The sequence below is a fragment of the Paenarthrobacter sp. OM7 genome (assembly GCF_029873575.1).
Lineage (GTDB): Bacteria > Actinomycetota > Actinomycetes > Actinomycetales > Micrococcaceae > Arthrobacter.
Genome location: NZ_CP123579.1, coordinates 3,100,964 through 3,121,085 on the forward strand (window position 1 = coordinate 3,100,964; position 20,122 = coordinate 3,121,085).

The following is a 20,122-nucleotide window of genomic DNA, read 5'->3' on the forward strand; positions in this document are numbered from 1 at the left end:
TCACCCCTCTCCGGTGGTGGGGCATTGGTGTGTCATGTGTGCCTTCCTGCCAAGCAAGCAAGGGGGGCCCGGCACGTTGGCCGGACCCCCTTTGCCCTAAGGCAAGTTCAGATCCTGGAGACTACTTGGCCTCGATGTCGAAGTAGCGGACGCCGCCATTCCAGCCGGTTTCAGCTGACACAACGTTGTTGCTCCATACGATCGGGGTCGCCCGGTACCACAGGGGCAAGCCCGGGAGTTCCTTGAACAGGATCTCCTGTGCCTCGTTGAACTTCTTGTTGGCATCTTCAGGCGTCTTGGCAGCCAGGCCTTCCTTGAGGAGCTTGTCGAACTCAGCGTTCGAGTACTTCTCGTAGTTGGACGAGGCGTTGGTTGCCCATACCGGTCCGAGGAAGTTGTAGAGCGACGGGTAGTCACCCTGCCAGCCAGCGCGGGTCAGGCCCGGGAGGGACTGCGACTTGCGGAGGTCCAGAACTTCAGCGAACTTAGCGAACGGCTGGATTTCAGCCTCGATGCCGAGGTTGTTCTTGAAACCGTTGGCAACGGCGTCGATCCATTCCTTGTTGCCACCGTCAGTGTTGGAGGCGATCAGGAGCGGCTTGGAACCGTCGTACGGCTTGATCTTCTCGGCCTCAGCCCAGAGATCCTTGGCCTTCTGCGCGTCGAACTTCAGGACGTCGCTGCCGGGAATGGCGTCGTTGTAGCCGTCGAGCACGGGAGCCGTGAACTCGGTGGCCGGGGTACGCGTGCCGTTGAAGATGACCTTGGTGATCTCTTCACGGTTGATGGCGTGGGACAGTGCCTGGCGACGCAGGAGACCGGCTTCACCCTGGAAGTTCGGGTTGTAGCCCGGGATGTTCAGGGTGGCGTTGTTGGCGTTCGGGCGCGTGGAGTTACGGTCCGGGAAGTCCGTGGTGTAGGTCTTCAACGCGTTCGACGGAACAACGTCCGTGATGTCGAGGTTATCGGCCTGGAGATCCGTGTATGCGGGGCCCGGATCGGTGTAGAACTTGAAGGTAACGCCACCGTTCTTGGCAGCACGCGGGCCGGTGTAGTCAGGGTTCTTGACCAGGGAGATGGACTGGTCGTGTACCCAGGCACCTTCCTTCTCGAACTTGTACGGGCCGTTGCCGATGGGGTTCTCGCCGAACTTCTTCGGGTCCTTCAGAGCCTCGGAAGGCAGCGGGTAGAAGGCGGAGTAACCGAGGCGCAGCGACCAGTCAGCCTCAGGCTGGCCGAGCTTGACCGTGATGGTCTGGTCGTCAGTGGCAGCCAGGCCGGACATGGTCTGGGCCGTCGGTGCCGGCGTGGAGGTCTTCTTGCCATCGGCGCCGGTGGTCTCGGTGACTGCACTGACGTCGGCGTAGCCCTCGATGGACTCGAAGAAGAAGCCATTGTTCTGGAGGTTGGTGCTCAGCGCGGCGAAGTTCCAGGAATCAACGAACGTCTTGGCCGTGATGGCTTCACCGTTGGTGAACTTGGCGCCGGACTTGACCTTGATGGTCCAGTTCTGCGAGTCGGTTGTCTCAATCGACTCCGCCAGAGCGTTGACGGGCTTGCCGTCCGAGTCGTAGGCGCGAAGGCCTTCGAACAGCAGCTCGACGACGCGGCCACCGTACACCTCGTTGGTGTTGGCCGGAAGCAGCGGGTTCTGCGGTTCGTTGCTGTATGCGGAAATGACCTTGTTCGGGTCAGCTGCGGCAGAGCTGTTTGTGCTGGTGCCGCCACCGCCGCCGCAACCGGTCACTGCGAGGGCGATGATCGCCGCTACGCCTAGAGCTTTGGAAGTGCGCGAGAAACGCATTCCGCCTCCTATGAGTCGTGGAGTTGAGCAGGAGAAATTCGTGATTTCCCCCAGGCACAGGCACAGTTTCCTACTGTGACGTTGCCTACATGTGTGTGTAAGCCTACCCACATTGCGTCCGGATGTTGGGACATGCTGGCCAAACTGTAACCGTTCCGCAACCTACACATGCCTAAATTGGCGGGAATTTCAAGTCAAACACTACTCGGTGGTAGCATTCGCTGTCTGACAGCAGGACAGGACGATTTTTACGCAAAAAAAGGACCCCGGTTCTGTCGAACCAGGGCCCTTCCAAAATTCTGCGGCGTGCGCAACGACTTAGACGTTGAAGCGGAACTCCACCACGTCGCCGTCGGCCATCACGTATTCTTTGCCTTCGATCCGTACCTTGCCGCGGGACTTTGCCTCCGCCATGGAACCGGCGTCGATGAGGTCGTCGAAGGAGACAACCTCGGCCTTGATGAAGCCACGCTGGAAGTCGGAGTGGATCACACCTGCGGCCTGGGGAGCGGTGTCACCCTGGCGGATGGTCCACGCACGGGTTTCCTTGGGGCCGGCCGTCAGGTATGTCTGCAGGCCAAGGGTGTGGAAACCAACGCGGGCCAACTGGTCGAGGCCGGACTCGCTCTGGCCGTTCATTTCCAGCATCTCGCGGGCTTCTTCCTCGTCGAGTTCCACGAGGTCGGACTCAAGCTTTGCGTCCAGGAAGACTGCATCTGCGGGGGCAACCATCGCCCGCAGTTCTTCTTGCTTTGCCGGGTCGCCAAGGATGCCCTCATCCGCGTTGAAGACATAGATGAAAGGCTTGGCGGTGAGAAGTCCGAGCTCCTTGAGGTGCCCCATCTCCAGCTTGTCGCTCTTGATCGAGGAGAAGATGGTGTCGCCGCGTTCCAGCACTGCCTGGGCCGCTTTGATGGCCGCCAGCTCGGCAGCTTCGCGCTTCTTGATCTTGACTTCTTTTTCGATACGCGGGATGGCGTTTTCGATGGTCTGAAGGTCGGCCAGGATCAGCTCGGTGTTGATGGTCTCCATGTCTGAGCGCGGATCAACTTTGCCGTCGACGTGGATGACATCAGGGTCATCGAACACGCGGACTACCTGGGCGATGGCCTCTGCCTCGCGGATATTGGCGAGGAACTTGTTGCCAAGTCCTTCGCCCTCCGAGGCGCCCTTCACGATACCGGCGATATCCACGAAGGACACGGGTGCTGGCAGCAGTTTCTGCGAACCGAAGATCTCGGCCAGCTTCGCCAGACGCGGATCCGGCAGGTTGACCACACCGACGTTGGGCTCGATCGTCGCGAACGGATAGTTCGCTGCGAGCACCTGATTACGGGTCAGTGCGTTGAAAAGGGTTGATTTGCCGACGTTGGGCAGTCCGACGATGCCAATAGTAAGAGCCACGAGCATTGATTCTACCCGCTGGAACCTTGCCAGTGCTTGTTCGTCCCTGTGTCAGCCGCCCCGCGCGGTCCCTTCACTAAAACTGTCGTACCCCTGTGACAGGGTTGCCTCATGGATGGATTTGGATTGGTTTTGGCCCTGCTCATGCTGTTGATCGGCGCCGCCGTGGGCCTGGCGGCAGGCTACGTCGTCTTTCGACGCCGGGGCGCCGGCTTGGAAGAAGACTTCGACGCCGTTTCGGCGCGCCTCTCGGAGGTGACCGCGCAGCTGGCAGCGGCCGACGCCGAACGGCGCCTTTTGTTCACACAGAACCGGGAGTTGACGGCTTCGAGGAACGGAGATGGCAGTGTCCTGCGCGCGCTCGCTCCTGTGGCTGAGAAACTCACCGCGGTACAGCAGCAGGTATCGCTTCTGGAGCGTGACCGGGTAGAGCAATACGGCCAGCTTGCCCAGCAACTGCAGGATGCCCGGTTGTCCGACGAGCAGCTCCTGCGGTCCACACACGCCCTGGCCTCGGCCCTGCGCTCCAACAGCGCCCGCGGCCAATGGGGTGAAGTGCAGCTCCGCAGGGTGGTGGAGGCGTCCGGGATGCTGAGGCACGTGGACTTCCATGAGCAGGTGCATTCAGGCCGGACCGAGAACACACTTCGCCCGGACCTCGTAGTCCAATTGCCAGGTGGCAAACAATTGGTGGTGGACGCCAAGGTCCCGCTCGCCTCCTACCTCTCCGCCCAGGAACAATTGCACGGAGACGGTTCCTTTGGGGAATCGGTGGCACCTGCCAGCAACCATGATTCAAAGACCTTGCTGTCCCAGCACGCCAAAGCGCTGAAGTCCCACATAGATGCCTTGGCGGGCAAGAAGTACTGGGACATTCCGGGGAACTCCCCCGAACTGGTGATCTGTTTCCTCCCGGCTGAGTCCATCCTGGCATCTGCCCTGGAAGCTGACCCGGGCCTTCTTGAATATGCCCTGTCAAGGAACGTCGTGCTGGCCTCGCCCGGGACCCTGCTGGCGGTCCTCAAGTCGGTGGCCTTCACGTGGCGTCAGGATGTGCTCACGGACAGCGCCCACGAACTGTTCGAGCTCGCCAAGCAGCTGTACGAGCGCATGGGTACTTTGGGTGAAAATGTCGGCAAGCTGGGCAGTTCCCTGAAGACGTCCGTGGACCGCTACAACGCGATGGTGGGCACGTTGGAAGCCCGGGTCCTGCCGACCGCGCGCAAGCTCAACACCATGGACGATGCCGGCCTTGCGGCGCCGATGTCCGTTGAGGTTGTCCCCCGCGCTTTGGCAGCTCCTGAGCTTCTGGCTGAGGAGGACGAAGAGTCCGCGGCATAGCGAAACCGGCCCGCAGCACCGCTTCCTCTGTGGAAGCCGATGGCTGCGGGCCGGTTTCTTTGAGTTCGTAGTGTGGAGCGAGGGGCGTTAGGACGTTGCCCGGTTCCCGCGGCCGCCGAGCGCACGCGTCACATCGCCGGCTTTCTTCAACGTGGCCCTCAGCTCCTTGGGAAGTGAGAAGAGGAGATCTTCCTCTGCCGTCACGATTTCCTGCACTTCGCCGTAGCCGTAGTCAGCCAGCAGCCGCAGGACATCCTTGACGAGTACTTCAGGGACAGAGGCACCCGAGGTCACACCGACCGTGGCGACGCCCTCGAACCAGGCTTCGTCCACTTCGTTGGCGAAGTCCACGCGGTATGAGCTCTTGGCGCCGTACTCCAAGGCAACCTCAACCAGGCGCACGGAGTTGGACGAGTTGGCTGAACCCACCACGATCACGAGGTCAGCTTGGGGAGCAATCTTCTTGATGGCCACCTGGCGGTTGGTGGTGGCATAGCAAATATCGTCGCTGGGCGGGTCCTGGAGGGTCGGGAACCGGTCCTTGAGGAGACGGACCGTCTCCATGGTTTCGTCCACGCTCAGCGTCGTTTGGGAGAGCCAGATGGTCTTCTCGGGGTCGCGCACGGTGACCTTGTCCACCTCGTGCGGGCCGTTGATGATCTGGATGTGATCCGGTGCCTCACCGGCTGTTCCTTCGACTTCCTCGTGGCCTTCGTGGCCGATCAGGAGGATGTCGTAGTCATCCTTGGCGAAGCGCACAGCCTCCTTGTGAACTTTAGTGACCAGCGGGCAGGTGGCGTCGATGGTACGGAGACCGCGGTCTTCAGCAGACTGGACCACAGCCGGAGATACACCGTGCGCGGAGAAAATGACCAAGGCGCCCTCGGGGACCTCATCTGTTTCCTCGACGAAGATGGCTCCCTGTTCCTCAAGGGAGCTGACCACATGGACGTTGTGCACGATCTGTTTGCGGACGTAGACCGGAGGCCCATAGTGCTCAAGGGCTTTTTCTACAGCAATGACTGCCCTGTCCACTCCGGCGCAATAGCCGCGCGGCGCCGCCAGCAGAACCTTCTTGGGACCCGTGACGGGTGCCGCTGCCTGTACCTCTTCCGGAGATCGCCGTCTGCGCGGCACCGTGGGCATAGGAATGGAAACTGCTGTGCTGGTCATGTCTCCATGCTACCGGCCCGGCCTTTAACTTCGGGCCGAACGTGACCCTCGTCGCCCTGAGACCACTCCCGCTATGACGCCCACCACCAGGACGGCCCCGGACACCAACACTGCGATCCATACCCACTGGCCAAAACCATTGCGGGCCGTGGTGAGGAACTCGTTCTTGAACAGTTCTGCCACGCCGTTGGCGCTGGCAAGGCTTCCGACCATTCCACCAGCGAGGTCTGCTCCCGCCGTCCAGAGGGCTGCCAGCGCCAATCCCCCCAGCCCAAGGAAGACCAAAGCCAGCGACCGTCGTCGTGCAGCCGCCAATGCCAGAAGGGCAGACACCAGCGCCCCGGCAGCGGCTATCCACCACAGCGGCGCGAAGGCTGCCACGCGTTCCACGAGTTGCCGGTGCGAAGGCTCCCCCAGAGAGACAAGGCTCTCCGCGGGGACATCGAGCCTGATCCGCGTAGCCTCGGCAAAATGATCACGGATCAGCCGCACAAGGGGCCCTATGTCCAACACGAGTGCTGTGGACGCCGCCGATTCTTCCGCCAGGGCGACCGTCCCAAAGTTCAGCCTGTGGCTGTTACGTACGGTTTCCTCCCAGGCTTGCGGATAGTCACTCCACGACTGCATGCCCGTTGCCGCGTTCCGGAGCGCGTCGGCCGCCAGGGATTGGATGGGGCCGGGCAGATCCACGGAGGACTCAAAGGTGCCCACTGCGGCCGTAGCCAAACGGTTCTGGAATTCGGGATCGCTGCCCAGCGAGCCGGCGATCCGAACGAATCCCTCTTCTTTGACAATGTTCTGGTCCACCCACGCCGCAGGAACAGCGACGGCTGTGAGCAGAAGGGCGAGGATCACTCCCAGTGCTGAAACAAAAGTACGCAACGTCGTCCTCGGGGTCGTGGGCTGTGCCACCATCCTAGGTCTGTCCACATGAGAGGAAAAATGTCAGGGTCGGCATGGAAGCTATGGATAGAGTTGGAAGGCGGCCGGCAACCAAGGCCGCATCCCGGAGCGAGGACACATCATGCAGCAGCAATCACGGAGACTGGAACAGGCACGGACCGCCCATGTCCGCTGAAGCGACTCCGGAATCAACACTGCCCGGGACGGCGGCCGAAACCAGCCCCGATAACCCCTGGCCGCTCCAACTGCTGTCCCGCAAGCTGAAAGCCCACATCGAGCGTGCGCCGGCGGCGTGGATCGAAGGCCAGGTTATTGAGCTGAACCGCCGGGGCGGCAACGCCTTCCTGACACTGCGTGATGTTGACGCCGAGATTTCCCTGCCGGCGTCGGTGTGGTCCACGGTGTTGGACCGTCAAAAAATACCCCTTGAACGCGGATCCCGCGTGGTTGCCCTGGTCAAGGCGGATTTCTGGGTCAAAACAGGGCGCCTGAACATGTCCGTCAAGGACATCCGTCCGGTGGGCCTCGGTGACCTGCTGGCGCGGATTGAACGGCTGAGGCAAGCCCTCGCGGCCGAAGGCCTGTTCGCTGACTCCCGGAAACGCAAGCTGCCGCTGCTCCCCCACCGCATCGGCCTCATCACCGGCCGGGACTCGGACGCCAAGAAAGACGTCCTGCGTAATGCTGCATTGCGCTGGCCGGCGGTTGAGTTCGACGTCCACGAAGTCGCTGTCCAAGGCAACACCGCTGTCTCTCAGATCATCGCAGCATTGAAGAAGCTCGACGCAGACCCTCAGGTAGACGTCATTGTCATGGCACGCGGCGGTGGGGCGTTGGAAGACCTCCTCCCGTTCAGCAACGAGGACCTCATCCGCGCAGTATCTGCCGCCACCACTTCGGTTGTCAGTGCGATCGGGCACGAAGCCGACCGACCCATCCTTGACGACGTGGCGGACCTTCGCGCGTCAACGCCCACCGATGCCGCCAAGCGGATAGTTCCTGACGTAGCCGAGGAACTGGCCATGGTCCGTCAGGCCAGGGACCACCTCCGCAGAAGCATCGGCAGGATGGTGGACCGGGAGACGGACCGCCTCCATGCCTTGAAGTCACGGCCGGTCCTGGCGACGCCGGCTTCCATGGTGGACGCCCGGGCCGATGACATCCACCGGCTGCAACGGCGCTCCCATTCGGCAGTCAACACGGCCGTCGTCCGGGCCCTGGACCAGGTCCACCACTTGCGCGCACAGGTCAGGGCCCTGTCTCCGCAAAAAACACTGGACCGCGGCTACGCCGTGGTCCAGATTGTTGGTGAGGACCAGGCCGGGCACACAGTGGTGAGCAGTCCAGAGGAAGCCCCCGACGGAACCGCACTGGCGATTCGAGTAGCCGAAGGTCGCTTCAGGGCAGTTTCCACGGGCCAAGGACACATAGTGGACCGTTGATGAACCGGTCACCATCATCATTACCGAACACAAAAGGACATCATGACCGAGAACAACTCATCCGCAGCTTCACCGGAATCCCTCGACTCGTTGAGCTACGAGGAAGCCCGGGAGCAACTCATGGGCGTCGTCAGCCGCTTGGAGGCAGGGGGTGCCAGCCTGGAAGAATCCTTGGCCCTGTGGGAACGGGGCGAAGCACTGGCCAAACGCTGCGAGGACTGGCTGGAGGGCGCCCGCAAACGCCTGGCTACCGCCCGGGACGCAAGCAACGACGCCGGTGCTGCCGCGCAGTAACGCCCAAGCAGGACCGCATCGAGCAGCCCAGGGTGCGGATTCCTAGGAAGCCACCACCAAAGCGCGTTCCGCAGCGACGTCGAACTCGGCCTTGGGCCAGTCCAACTGGAGTCCTTCAAGGGCATCCAGCAGCAGCTGTTGCACTGCGATGCGCGCGTACCACTTCTTGTTCGCCGGAACCACGTGCCAGGGTGCTGTATCTGTTGACGTTTTCTCGAAAGCAACACCGTAGGCGTCCATATAGTCGTCCCAGAACGCACGTTCAGCAAGGTCGCCGCTGCTGTACTTCCAGTGTTTGCTGGGATCGTCCAAGCGGGCGACAAGCCGTTCTTTCTGCTCGTCCTTGCTGATATTGAGCATGACTTTGACGATGGTGGTGCCCTGGTCTGCGAGGCGAGCTTCGAAGTCGTTAATGGCTGCGTAACGGCGTTCCAACTCCGAATCGTCCGCCCAACCATGCACGCGATGGATCAGGACGTCCTCATAGTGTGAGCGGTCAAAAACCCCCACCATTCCGGCTGCGGGAGATTGTTTCTCGATCCGCCACAGGAAGTCGTGCGACTTTTCCTCGTCCGTGGGCGCCTTGAACGCCGACACTTGAACGCCTTGCACGTCCATGGCACCCACCACATGGCTGACAATGCCACCCTTGCCGGCGGTATCCATCGCCTGCAGGATCAGCAGGAGCCTCTTGGGGCTGCCAAAACGGCCTTGGGCAAAGAGCTTCTCCTGCAGTTCTGCCATCTGCGCGTCCTGGGCTTCAAGCAACGCCTTGCCGTCAGCTTTCGCGCCGGGATACCCGGGGGTTGAGTCCGGGTCCACGCCGGCCAGCGAGAACCCGGGCCCGACCCTCAATACCTCAGCGGGACTCTTGGCAAATTCAATTGCAACAGCCATGGGGTGTGCCTTTCCGCAGGGCCGCGCCCTCATGGAACGACCATGGACCTCAGGCTAGTTGCCCGGGTACCTCGACAGGAAGTCCGCCATGCGGCCAATGGCCTCTTCAATGTCTTTGACGTTGGGCAGGGTGACCATCCGGAAGTGGTCCGGGCGCACCCAGTTAAAAGCCCGGCCGTGGGAAACCAGGATTTTCTGTTCCTTCAACAAATCGAGGACAAACTTTTCGTCGTCCCGGATGTGGTAGACCTCGGGGTCCAGTTTCGGGAACAGGTACAGTGCGCCCCTGGCCTGCTGGGTGCTGACACCGGGAATGGCGTTCAACAGGTCGTAGGCCTTGTTTCGCTGTTCCAGGAGCCTGCCGCCGGGCAGGATGAGGTCGTTGATGCTCTGGTATCCACCGAGGGCTGTTTGGATGGCATGTTGCGCGGGAACGTTGGCACACAAACGCATGTTGGCCAGGAGGTTGATGCCTTCGAGATAGTCAGCGGCGTCCTTCTTGGGCCCCGAGATAGCCATCCAACCGGCGCGGTATCCACAGACCCGGTAGGCCTTGGACAGGCCACTGAACGTCAGGCACAGGACGTCGTCACCGGTGAGCCCGGCGAGGTTGGTGTGGACGGCGTCCTCGTAGAGGATTTTCTCGTAGATCTCATCGGCAAAGAGCACCAGGCCGTGTTTCTCGGCGAGAGCGACGATTTTCTTGAGCGTTTCTTCCGGGTACACCGCGCCGGTGGGATTGTTGGGGTTGATGACCACAATCCCCTTGGTGCGCGGAGTGATCTTGGCTTCCATGTCCTCAAGATCGGGCTGCCAGCCGGAATCCTCGTCGCAGAGGTAATGCACGGGTCGCCCGCCGGCCAAAGCAACGGAAGCAGTCCACAGCGGATAGTCCGGTGTGGGAATCAAGACCTCATCGCCGTCTTCCAGGAGCGCCATGAGGGACATGGTGATGAGCTCGCTGACGCCGTTGCCCAGGTAGATGTCATCAACGTGGATGTTCTGGATGCCACGGGTCTGGTAGTACTGCGATACAGCGGTCCGGGCCGAGAAAATCCCGCGCGAATCGCTGTAACCCTGGGCGTTGGGCAGGTGGCGGATCATGTCCACCAAAATGGCGTCGGGCGCTTCAAAACCGAAGGGAGCCGGGTTTCCGATATTCAGTTTGAGGATCCTGTGACCCTCTGCCTCCATCTGTTGGGCGGCCTGAAGAATCGGTCCACGGATGTCGTAAAGGACATTATGAAGCTTGGTGGACTGCTTGAATTTCGCCATCCCTCAAATATGCCACACGGGTGATGGACTTCAGCTGAGACTTAACTCACAGAAACGACGACGGCGGTGACGGTCCCGCGTGGGGCCGTCACCGCCGTCGTACGCAGCTCTGGTCAGGCGTTACTTGACGATCCCCTTGTCCTTCAGCCAGGCGGCTGCTGCGTCCTTGGGTGCCTGCTTCTGGTCTCCACTGACCGCACGGTTCAGGTTGATGAGGTCATCCGTGGACAGGATCTTGGAGACGTTGTTGAGCGCTTCCTTGGCCTTGTCCGTCATCTTGGCCTCCTTGACCAGCGGAAGTACCTGCTGGGCCTTGAAGTTGTTCTTCGGGTCTTCCAGGACCACGAGGTCGTTATCTGCGATGGACGGCGTAGTGGTGTAAATGTCCGCTACCTGCACCTTGTCCTCCAGCAGAGCCTGGAGGGTCAGGTTGCCGCCGCCGTCGCTGAAGGGCTGGAGGCCTTTGAGCTCGCAGTTGTAGTTGGCCTTCAGGCCCGGGAAGCCGTAGGCGCGCGTCTCAAACGTGGCCGGAGCTGCCATGGTGAAGTCCTTGCAGACCTTGGCCAGGTCCTCGATGGATTTCAACTGGTACTTCTCCGCAGTCGCTTTGGTGACCACCATGGCGTCCTTGGACTCGGCCTTTGCCGGTTCCAAAACCGCGAGGCCATCCGGAAGCTTGCCCGGGAGCGCTTTGTAGACGTCCTCCGCGGAAACTTCCTTGGCTTCGGTGTCCACGTAGGACAGGAGGTTGCCGGAGTAGTCCGGGACGAGGTCGATGGAGCCGTCCTGGACTGCCTTGAAGTAGATTTCGCGCGAACCGATGTTCGGCTTGGAGGTGGCGGTCAGACCCGCGGCGTTGAGCGCGCCAACGTAGATCTCGGCAATGACCTGGCTCTCGGGGAAGTCGGCCGAACCGACAACCAGCGAGCCACTGGCAGCGGATCCGCTGGGTGCCGAGGTGGACGGCGTGGCCAAGGGGCTTCCGCCACACGCGCTCAACGCGAGGGCCACACCCAGTCCGGCTGCGAGGCCGCCGAGACCACGGCGTGTAAGGGTCATGGGGACGGGGTTCTTCATGGTGTACCTCCTTGAACGGCAGCCCCGGCGGGAGCTGTGGCTGTGGGATCGTCGGACGCCTTCTGGCGGCCGCTTGAGTCGAGGGTCAGGCCTGGTGAGATGACGAGCCGCTGTACCCCGGCCAGGATCAGGTCTACGGCGATGGCGAGCCCGGCAATGAGCAGGGAACCACCCAGCATCCGGGGGAAATCCTGCAGGACGAGGCCGTCAAACAGGTAGCGCCCCAGTCCGCCCAGAGGCAGGTAGGCCACCACCGAGACGGTGGCGATGACTTGCAGGACCGCGGTGCGGATGCCACCAAACATCACCTGCAGTCCGTTGGGGACTTCCACCCGGAAGAGGATCTGAAGTTCGGTCATGCCCATGGCGCGGGCAGCATCTACCACGGTGGAATCGACGCTGGAGATCCCGGCGTACGTACCGGCCAGCAATGGCGGCACCGTGAGAATGACCAGAGCCCAGACGGGCGGCATCAAGCCGCTGCCTGCGAGCAAGGCGAACAGCACCAGCAAACCAAGGGTCGGGAGTGCACGCAGCGCACCGGCGACGGCGACCGCAACCACCCTGCCACGGCCGGTGTGCCCGATGTAAAGACCAATGGGTACGGCGATGGCCGCGGCGATCAGGAGAACGAGTCCGCTGTATTGCAGGTGTTCCATCAAGCGGGTGGGGATGCCACCGCTTCCGGTCCAGTTCTTGGGGCTCGTCAGCCAGGCGATGGTCTCGGCGAAGATGTTCATGCAGAGGCCCCCGGGCCCGGGCGAAGGGCAGCGTGTGGAGTGGCCGGCCCGGACTTGGGTTCGGTGAGAAGCGCAGTTCCGTCCTGCCGTGGAGTCTTCCCGCCGGCGGCACGGGTCCACGGAGTCAGGAGCCGCTCAAGAACCACCAGGACAGCGTCCATCAGCAAAGCCAGGATAAGAATGGCGATGATTCCAACCACCACAACGGTAATGAAGGTACGCTGCAGGCCGTCAGTGAACAGAACTCCGAGGTTTCCCACCCCAAGGAGTGCGGCGACGCTGACCAACGAGATGTTGCTGACCGACACCACGCGCAAGCCTGCGAACAACACCGGCAAGGACAAGGGCAGGTCAACCTGGAAGAAACGGGCCAAGGGCTTGAACCCCATGGCAACGGCAGCATTGCGGAGGTCGTCGTCCACGGAATCGAACGCATCAATGGCCGCGCGGACCAGCAGCGCCACCGCATAAATGGTCAGCGCCACCACGACGTTCAGCGGATCCAGGATCCTGGTGCCAAGGATGGTGGGGAGAATGATGAAAAGTGCCAGCGAAGGAATGGTGTACAGCAAAGAGGTAGCGGTGGTCACTATCGACCTGAGCGTGCTGTTGCGCCTGGCCAGCTGGGCCAACGGGATGGAAATCAGCAGGCCCAGGATCATGGGAATGATGGCGAGCACCATGTGCTGGCCCGCCAATCCCAGGACCATGCCACTGTTGTCGAGGAACCACTCCATCAGGTGGCGTCCTCCCTGTGGTGGCGGACTTCTTCGATGAGTGCCAGGACTTCCGACGCCTTCAAGACTCCGGCCACGCGGCCGTCGTCGTCTACTGCCACGCCAAGACCCGACGGCGACGACAACGCCGCGTCCAGGGCGCGGCGCAGGGTGTCTCCCTTGCGGAACAGCGATCCGCCCGGGATCAAACCTGCACCGTCGCGCGGCGAGGACCATCCCAACGGGCGGGAGTCGGCGTCGACCACCAAGGCCCACTCCCCCGATGCCCGGCCCGCATGATGACCGTCGGAAGGACTGACCATGGCGACAGGGTGCAGGGTCACTGCGTCAGCTGCGGTGAAAGCCAGGTGCCTGAATCCGCGGTCGCGCCCCACGAAGGAGGCCACGAAATCGTTGGCCGGTGCCCTCAGGATTTCTTCCGGCGCAGCATACTGGGCCAGTTTCCCTCCAACGGCGAAGACCGCAACCTTATCGCCAAGAACCGTTGCTTCGTCGATGTCGTGCGTGACGAAAACAATGGTCTTGGCCAGTTCACGCTGGAGGCGGAGGAGTTCCTGTTGCAGTTCGTCACGGACCACCGGATCCACCGCGCTGAAGGGTTCGTCCATCAGCAGGACGGGCGGATCAGCAGCGAGCGCCCGGGCCACCCCGACGCGCTGCTGCTGACCACCTGAGAGTTGCGACGGATACCGCTTGCCGAGGACCGAAGCCAATCCGACGACGTCCAGGAGTTCCACCGCGCGCTTCCGCGCATCCGCCTTGGAAACACCGTTGAGGCGCGGGACAGTGGCGATGTTGTCCAGGACGGAGCGGTGCGGCAGGAGGCCGGAAGACTGCATGACGTAGCCCATGGAGCGGCGGAGCTCAGGCGCAGGAACCTGTGAAACGTCCCTGCCCGCCACAGTGATGGTCCCGCTGGTGGGCTCCACCATCCGGTTGATCATGCGCAGGGATGTAGTCTTTCCGCAGCCCGAAGGCCCAACGAACACCGTGATGGAGCCTTTGTCGATGGACATACTGAGGGCGTCCACCGCCGGCTGCCCGCCCTGGTATTGCTTGGTGACGCTCTGGAACTCAATCATGGCTTCGGCCATACCCGGGCTTACCTATCTGTGGTCGAGAACATCGGCAGAGCCACACGATCATATGCACTCTTATTACTTGGCTGCAAAGCAATCTTCACCCAGCCTAGCCAGCACCGCGGGCGATGTCAGCGCCGCCACGTTTTCCGTAATGAATCGGCAATGTTCAGCGTTTCCGTCGCTTGTTGCCTTTCCCGGCCCGCTCCTCAGCTTGGTCGTGCCTGTACCGTTCCGCCGCGCGTTGTCCCCTTTCTGCCGACACCACCTTTTGATGCCACTCACGCTGGTAGGCGCGGCGGGCAGCGGCGTCATGTTTCCTGGCCAGGGCAGCCAGCTCACGTTGCAGTTTCAGGTAGCTTGCCCACCGCCGGGGATCGAGTGTTTCTTCCGCGAGCGCCTCCTGGACCGCACATCCCGGCTCGGCCTGGTGGGCGCAGTCCGCGAAGCGGCACTCGGCGAAGAGTTCTTCAAGGTCGCCGAACATCTCTTCCATCCCCTCGTCTGCGTCGAACAGGCCGAACCCGCGGACCCCGGGGGTGTCCATCAGCACAGCACCATCGGCCAACGGCACCAGCTCCCGGGACGTGGTGGTGTGCTTTCCTTTGCCGTCACCGGCCCGCACCTCTCCTGTCTGTTGGACCTCACGTCCGGCGAGCGCGTTGATCAGTGTTGATTTCCCTGCCCCGGAAGGCCCCAGGAAAACCAGGGTGGCCCCTGCGGGGATGTGCTGCCTGAGTTCGTCCAGGCCGTCGCCTTGCTCCGCCGAAGTAGTCACGACATCCACGCCGGCTGCCTGCAGGATGACCTCCCCCACGACGTCGTCCGCCAACCGGGCAAGATCGGCTTTGGTGATGACCACCAGTGGCGTGGCGCCGGAATCCCAAGCGGCAACCAAGGTCCGTTCCAAGCGGTTGTGGGTCAGAGGGCGGTCCACCGGAACCACCACGGCGACGATGTCGATGTTGCTGCCCAGGATCTGCTCCTCGGAAGAGGCTTCGAAGGCACGCTTGCGGCTCAGCGCCGAACGACGAGGCAAAACCTCGACGACGGCGGGCTCACCCGCTGCGTTGTGGCCGAGCCACACCCAGTCTCCGGTAGCCGGCACCAGCCCGTGGGATGGATAGGGCAGGTGGAGCAGGCCGTCGTCCGAAGCGACCAGCACCCGGTTCCTGTCCAAGCGGACCACGCGGCCCGGTCTGGCGTTTTGTTGGAGGTGGGAAGAGGCGTTGGCGCGGAAAAGTCCGGCAGTTTCCTCGGTGAAGCCGTAGTCGACGGGACCACGAAGGTGCAGGGTGGAACTGCTTAAGGGGTTGCTTGAAGAAGCGAAAGTGTTCAATGGAAGCCTCTGCTGAGGCCCGGCCACCTAGCTCTGGCAGGCTGATGCCGGGACAGGAATGATGGGCTGATGACGGCGCACCGCAACTGGCAGCGGGGCGCGCAAGATCGCTGCAATCATCAAATCCACCCCCTCGGCATCCTGGCCGGCAACTGAATAGCCGACAACGTTGTACAGCGTAACCAAGCAACCGGGGATTTGGCTAGGCCTTGCGGCAAACTGATTTAGCTGGGTTTCCCGTCTGCCGGGCGCTCCCTGTAGAGGCGCAGCGCAGTGTCGACCAAGGAGACCCGGTTGAGTTTGGGTATGTCTTCAAGGGCGATCCAGGCAGCATGGGTGGTGCTTCCATCCACCTCGTGGGTCAATTCGCCGCCTACCACCGTGGCCTCGTAGACCAGCCGCAGTGCTTGGAAGTCCTTCACCGAACCATCCGGGCGGATATCGCCGGGCCAGTGGCCGACGTCGATCCCCAGCATGCCATCGATACGCGCTTCGTAGCCGGTTTCCTCGAAAACTTCCCGCTTGCAGCCGTCAACGGGGTGTTCGGCAAGATCCAGGCCTCCGCCTGGCAGCGTCCACCCTTCCTTGCCGTCCTGCTTCCAATAGGCCAGCAGGATCTTCCCGTCCCGGACAATAACGGCGTACGCGGCTGGGCGGGTATCGAACTGCAGGGTCATGGAGCCAGCATAATTCCTTGGACCAGATCCCCTTTGGGAAGTTCGGCCGCCGCGATGGGCCCGGCTTCGACGGGGCCCAGATCAGGTATTTCGCGAAGTTCGACGACGGTCCCCGGCTTCCCAAGCTCCAGCACCTTGATGCTGTTTTTGCCGGGCCTCAGCAACGGAGCGGGCGCGTAGAGGGTCACTTGTGGCCCCTTCTCCCAGTACCTGCCGAGCAGGAAGCCGTTGAGCCAGACGAAGCCCTTCCCGGAATCAGGCAGGGCGAGGTAGGTGTCGGCCGGTTCGCCAATCTCGAAGTCGGCTCCGGCCAGTCCTTCCAGGTCTTCCTGCTTCCAGTCGGCCAGGGGCACCGGTGTCTGCGTCCAATGGAACGTGTACCGCTGGTTGATGAGGACACCGCCCAGGATGCCTTTGCCGTGGCCTGTCAATGGGCCGTAGTTGATGCGGCCCAGGTTCTCCACGAGGATCTCCAGCTTGGCGGGAACTCCGGTGCCGGTGACGACGAGCCCCTCAGCACCGGTGACATCGTCGAGCACACCGACGAAGTCACCGTCTACCCACACGTAGGCGCGGTCGTTCAGTCCGGTAATCTTTAGCCGGCTCTCGGTGGGATCGCCGGTTCGTCCGGGCAGGATGGCTTCGGCAGCGTAGAGGACCATCCCGGCGTCGAGTCCAAGCTGCTCGAAGCTCAGCGGCTTGACGCTGCTGACGGCTCCGCTTGCTTTCCTGACCAGACCGAGCAGCGCGGGCCCCTCGGATAGGGTCAGAGACCGGGCCGGAAGTACCGGGGCGTCGGCCAGCAACTCCGCAGGGAGTTCCGGCAGCTCTTGAATGCCTTGGGCGCGGAAGAATTCCCGGCGGAAGGCGTGGAACTTGGGTGTCAGGGCGCCGTTCTCTGCGATGGGCGCGTCGGAATCGTAGCTGGTGACCGTGGGCTGGAGCATGGTGCCATCGTGGTTGCTGCCGGAGGTCAGCCCAAAGTTGGTCCCGCCGTGGGCCATATAGGCGCAGAGCGAACCGCCCAGGTCCAGCATCTTGCGTGCTTCCCGTGCGGCATCATCAGCGTCTCGTCGGTGGTGCAGTTCGCCCCAGTGGTCGAACCAGCCGCCCCAGAACTCAACATTAAAAAACGGCTCGCTGGGCCGGCGTCGCTGCCACGTCGCTATGGCTTCGTCGCCCCGGCTTCCCAACGTAGCAGTCGCCCACGTTCCTTCGATCGAACCGCCGTCGAGGAAGTAGTCGTTGCCGCCGTCGGCTGTGAAGAGCATCTCCGTGATGCCGCGCTCTTCCAGGACGCGCCGGTTCCAACGGATGTACTCGTGGTCGTCGCCGTAGCTGCCGTATTCGTTCTCGATCTGCACGGCTACGACCGGCCCGCCTGCTGACGCTTGACGCGATGCGACGACCGGGAGGAGGTGGTCGAACCACTCCTCAACGGCCGCCGTGAAGACCGGATCCATGCATCGGAGGCCAATGCCGGGGATACCGGTCAGCCAGGCGGGAAAACCGCCGTTGTCCCACTCGGCACAAATGTAGGGACCGGGGCGGACGATGACGTCCAGTCCCTCTTCCGAAGCGAGGTCGATGAACCTCCCGAGGTCACGCCATCCGCTGAAGTCGGGGGCCCGATCGCGCTTAGGCTGGTGGAAGTTCCAGGCGACGTAGGTGTCGACGGTATTGGCGCCCATAGCCTTCAGCCGACGCAGACGGTCCTGCCAGAGATCCGGATGGATCCGAAAGTAGTGGATGGCTCCGGCGAGGATACGATACGGTTCACCCGAACGGTAAAGGATGGCGTCGTGGTAGCTCAAAAGGGCGTTGTTCACACGGAACAGATTAGCTCAATTTCCAACATTTATGCACAGGTGATGAACACATGACCAATCTTGATACTTCTCCGGCTCAGGAAGTCTGCCCGGCCGCCCACGAAGGTCAAGGGCCTTGCGTTCAGTTATGGCCCGAACGCGAAGTCCCCCTGGGCGGTGTCCGGGCCATGAACGTCCTCCGAACGCTGCCCCAGCGTGGCCTGCCCACCGTGGGAGCGTGGTGTTTCCTGGACAGTTTCGGTCCGGACAGGGTGGCCATGAGCGTCCTCCCCCACCCGCACTGCGGACTCCAAACAGTGACGTGGCCACTCGAAGGAGCCGTCCGGCACCGTGACAGCGTGGGCAGCGATGTGGTGGTCCGGCCGGGCGAGCTGAACATCATGACAGCAGGCCACGGCATCTCACACTCCGAATTCTCCGTGCTCCCCGCGACCACCGGTACGGGATCGAGCCCCGTAGTGGAAGAACTCCCGGTGTCGCGGGGCCTGCAATTGTGGGTCGCACTGCCCGACGAACACCGCCACCGCGCGCCATCCTTCGAACAGGTCCGGGACCTGCCGGTAGCCGTGGGCGAAGGCTTCACCGCCACCGTCATGGTGGGCGAATTTGCCGGCCACCGCTCCCCTGCCACCATGTTCAGCCCGATTGTTGGGGTTGACATCACGGGCACGGGCTCCCTGGACCTCCCTTTGCGACCGGACTTCGAGCACGCCGTGTTGGTCCTGGACGGTCACCTGGTGATTGACGGTCAGGACATTGAGGCCGGGCCCCTGGCTTACCTCGGTGCCGGCAGGACCAGCCTTGCTGTGGAAGCAAAGCCGGACACCCGCTTCATGCTCCTTGGCGGCGAGCCGTTCGGCGAAGACCTGCTGATGTGGTGGAACTTTGTGGGGCGGACCCACGAAGAAGTGGAAAAGGCCCGCGAGGAATGGGAGGCGGAGGGATTGCTCGACGACGCTGCTGCCGCCGCCTCACGCTTCGGCTTCGTCCAAGGCCACGGCCCCGACGCCGGGCCGGAAGCAGGCCGCATACCCGCTCCACCGCTCCCCGGAGTCAAGCTGCGCCCGAGAACCCGGGGCTGAGTTTTTGTACAGCTGATGCCCTCGCTGAGACGTTCCAGGGACGTCAGCTGTACAAAATCCCCCGCTAGGACCGCTGCTCGGCCACCAAACGGGGTACGCCAAACACCGGGTCCTGTTGCAGGATGCGGACGTCCACAATCCCGTCCTCTGCCAGTTTGGCTTTGAAGGCTTCCTGCAGCCGGGGGACGTTCATGCCAAGTCCGCTTCCGAGGATTACCGGACCATCCATTCCCAGCTGGCGAACGGCTTGCCGGGCGAGGTCAGCGAGGTCCCTGCCGGCCTGTTCCACCATCGCTTGGCTGATGTCGTCTCCGGCGTCCGCGGCTTCAACAACCAGCCTCGCCTGCTGTGCCCAATAGCGGCGGCCGGTGTCCGGTGAGTGGAACATGGCAATCAGCTTTCCCGGTTCATCCACTCCGCAGGAGTCCAGCAGCGCACGGCTGAGCGCATCCGGTTCCAGGCCTTGGTTCATTCGCCTGAGACTGTGTCGGACAGCTTCACGCCCCAGCCAATAGCCGCTTCCTTCGTCGCCCAGAAGGTAGCCCCAGCCACCCGCCCGGGCCTCTTCCCCGGCGTCATTCTTTCCCCACGCAGCTGAGCCCGTACCGGCAATGACGGCAACGCCCGCACTTGCGCCGCCGGCCGCCAACAGCAGGCGGGAATCATGAACCACGGTGATGTGGGCCCCGGGCGCATGGGGGGCGATCAGGTCCGCGAGCGCTTGCGCGTCTTCCTCAGTGTCGATCCCGCCGGCGCCTGCATAGACTTCGTCAATTTCACCGCCACCGATTTTGCCGAACAGTTCGGCGAGGTTCGCTGCTGCCTGTTCCCTGCTGACGTTTTGCACGTTGGAACTTCCGGCGCTTTCATCACGGACCGGCGCGCCATTTTGGAACCGTACGCCACGGGTCTTGGTGCCGCCGATATCGAGCCCGATGACCGTTCCACTCAAGGCCTCCGATGGGGCAGGGGAATGCTGGGCAGAGTCAAGATTGTTCACCGTGAAAGACTAGCTTGGAGCGCCCGGAG

18 protein-coding genes are annotated in these 20,122 nt (G+C 62.5%); 4 read left to right on the forward strand and 14 right to left on the reverse strand.

Features of this window, described 5'->3' with window-relative positions:
• Window positions 1–121: 121 nt before the first annotated feature.
• Window positions 122–1,804, reverse strand: a complete 1,683-nt coding sequence (locus QEH68_RS14285; protein ID WP_280623184.1) for an ABC transporter substrate-binding protein — start codon at window positions 1,802–1,804, stop codon at window positions 122–124.
• Between the two features lie 318 nt (window positions 1,805–2,122).
• Window positions 2,123–3,208 carry a redox-regulated ATPase YchF gene (ychF, locus tag QEH68_RS14290; RefSeq protein ID WP_280623185.1) on the reverse strand — a complete coding sequence of 362 codons (1,086 nt, stop codon included), beginning with the start codon at window positions 3,206–3,208 and terminating at the stop codon, window positions 2,123–2,125.
• Window positions 3,209–3,319: 111 nt separating this feature from the next.
• Between ychF and QEH68_RS14295 the strand changes: the two genes are divergently transcribed.
• A complete protein-coding gene (locus tag QEH68_RS14295; protein WP_280623186.1) occupies window positions 3,320–4,549 on the forward strand; it encodes a DNA recombination protein RmuC in 1,230 nt (409 codons plus the stop codon).
• Between the two features lie 87 nt (window positions 4,550–4,636).
• Here the strand turns inward: QEH68_RS14295 and QEH68_RS14300 are convergent, their stop codons facing one another.
• Entirely contained in the window at window positions 4,637–5,722 is a 1,086-nt protein-coding gene (locus tag QEH68_RS14300) for a 4-hydroxy-3-methylbut-2-enyl diphosphate reductase (RefSeq protein ID WP_207594151.1), read from the reverse strand.
• A gap of 24 nt (window positions 5,723–5,746) precedes the next feature.
• Window positions 5,747–6,604 carry a hypothetical protein gene (locus QEH68_RS14305; protein ID WP_280623187.1) on the reverse strand — a complete coding sequence of 286 codons (858 nt, stop codon included), beginning with the start codon at window positions 6,602–6,604 and terminating at the stop codon, window positions 5,747–5,749.
• Window positions 6,605–6,789: 185 nt separating this feature from the next.
• On the opposite strand from QEH68_RS14305, the gene xseA reads away from it, so the two are divergent.
• On the forward strand, window positions 6,790–8,067 hold the full coding sequence (xseA, locus tag QEH68_RS14310; RefSeq protein WP_280623188.1) for an exodeoxyribonuclease VII large subunit: 1,278 nt from the start codon (window positions 6,790–6,792) through the stop codon (window positions 8,065–8,067).
• Between the two features lie 42 nt (window positions 8,068–8,109).
• Complete coding sequence (locus tag QEH68_RS14315; protein WP_207594154.1) at window positions 8,110–8,361, forward strand: exodeoxyribonuclease VII small subunit; 252 nt, start codon at window positions 8,110–8,112, stop codon at window positions 8,359–8,361.
• Between the two features lie 42 nt (window positions 8,362–8,403).
• Here the strand turns inward: QEH68_RS14315 and QEH68_RS14320 are convergent, their stop codons facing one another.
• The 9 genes from QEH68_RS14320 to QEH68_RS14360 all read right to left on the reverse strand — a co-directional run bounded on the left by QEH68_RS14320 (window position 8,404) and on the right by QEH68_RS14360 (window position 18,011).
• Window positions 8,404–9,258, reverse strand: a complete 855-nt coding sequence (locus QEH68_RS14320; protein WP_280623189.1) for a polyphosphate kinase 2 family protein — start codon at window positions 9,256–9,258, stop codon at window positions 8,404–8,406.
• A gap of 54 nt (window positions 9,259–9,312) precedes the next feature.
• Window positions 9,313–10,533, reverse strand: coding sequence for a pyridoxal phosphate-dependent aminotransferase (locus QEH68_RS14325; RefSeq protein ID WP_207594156.1), 1,221 nt, complete (start codon window positions 10,531–10,533; stop codon window positions 9,313–9,315).
• 120 nt (window positions 10,534–10,653) lie between these two features.
• Entirely contained in the window at window positions 10,654–11,610 is a 957-nt protein-coding gene (locus QEH68_RS14330) for an ABC transporter substrate-binding protein (RefSeq protein ID WP_280623190.1), read from the reverse strand.
• Entirely contained in the window at window positions 11,607–12,350 is a 744-nt protein-coding gene (locus tag QEH68_RS14335; RefSeq protein ID WP_207594158.1) for an ABC transporter permease, read from the reverse strand. The genes QEH68_RS14330 and QEH68_RS14335 overlap by 4 nt, the downstream gene beginning before the upstream one ends.
• A complete protein-coding gene (locus QEH68_RS14340) occupies window positions 12,347–13,087 on the reverse strand; it encodes an ABC transporter permease (protein ID WP_280623191.1) in 741 nt (246 codons plus the stop codon). Before QEH68_RS14340 ends, QEH68_RS14335 begins: the two co-directional genes overlap by 4 nt.
• Window positions 13,087–14,181, reverse strand: a complete 1,095-nt coding sequence (locus QEH68_RS14345) for an ABC transporter ATP-binding protein (RefSeq protein WP_280623193.1) — start codon at window positions 14,179–14,181, stop codon at window positions 13,087–13,089. The genes QEH68_RS14340 and QEH68_RS14345 overlap by 1 nt, the downstream gene beginning before the upstream one ends.
• Window positions 14,182–14,335: 154 nt before the next feature.
• The gene (gene rsgA / locus QEH68_RS14350) at window positions 14,336–15,505 is read right to left on the reverse strand and encodes a ribosome small subunit-dependent GTPase A (protein WP_280623194.1); all 1,170 of its coding nucleotides are present in this window, start codon (window positions 15,503–15,505) and stop codon (window positions 14,336–14,338) included.
• Window positions 15,506–15,729: 224 nt separating this feature from the next.
• Entirely contained in the window at window positions 15,730–16,182 is a 453-nt protein-coding gene (locus QEH68_RS14355) for an NUDIX hydrolase (RefSeq protein ID WP_280623195.1), read from the reverse strand.
• The gene (locus tag QEH68_RS14360) at window positions 16,179–18,011 is read right to left on the reverse strand and encodes a beta-galactosidase (protein ID WP_280623196.1); all 1,833 of its coding nucleotides are present in this window, start codon (window positions 18,009–18,011) and stop codon (window positions 16,179–16,181) included. The genes QEH68_RS14355 and QEH68_RS14360 overlap by 4 nt, the downstream gene beginning before the upstream one ends.
• 50 nt (window positions 18,012–18,061) lie before the next feature.
• Here QEH68_RS14360 and QEH68_RS14365 point away from each other — a divergent pair, with 50 nt between their 5' ends.
• Entirely contained in the window at window positions 18,062–19,093 is a 1,032-nt protein-coding gene (locus QEH68_RS14365; RefSeq protein WP_280623198.1) for a pirin family protein, read from the forward strand.
• 64 nt (window positions 19,094–19,157) lie between these two features.
• On the opposite strand, the gene QEH68_RS14370 is transcribed toward QEH68_RS14365, so the two are convergent.
• Complete coding sequence (locus tag QEH68_RS14370) at window positions 19,158–20,093, reverse strand: BadF/BadG/BcrA/BcrD ATPase family protein (protein WP_207594165.1); 936 nt, start codon at window positions 20,091–20,093, stop codon at window positions 19,158–19,160.
• Window positions 20,094–20,122: the final 29 nt, after the last annotated feature.

Coding starts and splice junctions, on each gene's coding strand:
- QEH68_RS14285 (WP_280623184.1), bottom strand. CDS start 1,804: ATGCGTTTCTCGCGCACTTCCAAAGCTCTAGGCGTAGCGGCGATCATC.
- QEH68_RS14295 (WP_280623186.1), top strand. CDS start 3,320: ATGGATGGATTTGGATTGGTTTTGGCCCTGCTCATGCTGTTGATCGGC.
- QEH68_RS14300 (WP_207594151.1), bottom strand. CDS start 5,722: ATGACCAGCACAGCAGTTTCCATTCCTATGCCCACGGTGCCGCGCAGA.
- xseA (WP_280623188.1), top strand. CDS start 6,790: ATGTCCGCTGAAGCGACTCCGGAATCAACACTGCCCGGGACGGCGGCC.
- QEH68_RS14315 (WP_207594154.1), top strand. CDS start 8,110: ATGACCGAGAACAACTCATCCGCAGCTTCACCGGAATCCCTCGACTCG.
- QEH68_RS14320 (WP_280623189.1), bottom strand. CDS start 9,258: ATGGCTGTTGCAATTGAATTTGCCAAGAGTCCCGCTGAGGTATTGAGG.
- QEH68_RS14325 (WP_207594156.1), bottom strand. CDS start 10,533: ATGGCGAAATTCAAGCAGTCCACCAAGCTTCATAATGTCCTTTACGAC.
- QEH68_RS14330 (WP_280623190.1), bottom strand. CDS start 11,610: ATGAAGAACCCCGTCCCCATGACCCTTACACGCCGTGGTCTCGGCGGC.
- QEH68_RS14335 (WP_207594158.1), bottom strand. CDS start 12,350: ATGAACATCTTCGCCGAGACCATCGCCTGGCTGACGAGCCCCAAGAAC.
- QEH68_RS14340 (WP_280623191.1), bottom strand. CDS start 13,087: ATGGAGTGGTTCCTCGACAACAGTGGCATGGTCCTGGGATTGGCGGGC.
- QEH68_RS14345 (WP_280623193.1), bottom strand. CDS start 14,181: ATGGCCGAAGCCATGATTGAGTTCCAGAGCGTCACCAAGCAATACCAG.
- QEH68_RS14355 (WP_280623195.1), bottom strand. CDS start 16,182: ATGACCCTGCAGTTCGATACCCGCCCAGCCGCGTACGCCGTTATTGTC.
- QEH68_RS14365 (WP_280623198.1), top strand. CDS start 18,062: ATGACCAATCTTGATACTTCTCCGGCTCAGGAAGTCTGCCCGGCCGCC.